Origin of the sequence: Enterobacter sp. CM29, from assembly GCF_013179605.1 — a bacterium.
GTDB classification, from domain to species: domain Bacteria; phylum Pseudomonadota; class Gammaproteobacteria; order Enterobacterales; family Enterobacteriaceae; genus Enterobacter; species Enterobacter intestinihominis.
On record NZ_JABMCU010000371.1, the window covers coordinates 1 to 964 of the forward strand.

Here is a 964-nt window from a genome sequence, read left to right on the forward strand (position 1 = left end):
AGATGCGCCTTAAGGCTTACCCGCATCAGCTTTCCGGCGGTATGCGCCAGCGCGTGATGATTGCGATGGCGCTGATAAACCATCCCAAATTACTGATCGCTGACGAACCCACTACCGCTCTGGACGTGACCATTCAGGCGCAAATTCTCGCTCTGCTCAATACCTTAAAAGAAGAAACGGGCACGGCGGTGCTGATGATCACCCACGATTTAGGCGTGGTGGCCGAAGTGGCACAGCAGGTGGCGGTGATGTATGCCGGCCAGGTAGTAGAGCAGGGAAGCGTCGAGGCGATATTTGCCGACCCGCAGCACCCGTACACAATTGGCCTGATGGGCTCGATCCCCTCCCTTGGCGTACGCAAGGGCCAGCTTTCCACCATTCCCGGATCGGTCCCGCTGCCGGAATCTATGCCTCAGGGCTGCCGCTTCGCCACCCGGTGTCCCTTCGCGCAGACGCGCTGTCATGCTGAAAAACCACCGCTCACTATGCTCGGCACGGGTCATCAGGTTGCCTGCTTCCGCGTGCCGCTGGAACAACACATTGCCCTGGGAGAAATTGCATGACCACGCCCATTCTTGAAGCCCGGGATCTGAGCAAGCTTTTCCCCGGCCCGAAAAAACTGTTTACGCCGGCCCGCTTTGTCACGGCTGTTGACCGCGTTTCACTGTCGGTGCTGCCAGGCGAAACGCTGGCTATTGTCGGCGAATCAGGTTCCGGGAAATCCACCCTCGGCCGTCTGCTGCTGCGCCTGCTGGGCGCCAGCGAAGGGCGCGTATTTTATCAGGGTGAGGAGATCACCCACGCCTCAGGCGCACGTCTGAACCAGCTCCGGCGTGAGCTACAGATCATCTTTCAGGATCCCTTCGCCTCGCTGAACCCGCGCATGACGGTAGAACAGATTGTCGGTGAGCCGCTGTGGCTGCACCAGAACATGAAAAAAGCGGATCGCCAGTACCACGTCGCC

2 protein-coding genes are annotated in these 964 nt (G+C 59.5%); both read left to right on the plus strand.

Annotated features, from left to right (window positions below; all coding sequences use genetic code 11):
- Window positions 1-563, plus strand: a 563-nt coding sequence (locus HP459_RS23110) for an ABC transporter ATP-binding protein (protein WP_171936945.1), incomplete at its 5' end; no start/stop codon positions are given.
- The coding region (locus tag HP459_RS23115) for an ATP-binding cassette domain-containing protein (protein ID WP_171936946.1) at window positions 560-964 on the plus strand (405 nt) is incomplete at its 3' end. The genes HP459_RS23110 and HP459_RS23115, both read left to right, overlap by 4 nt.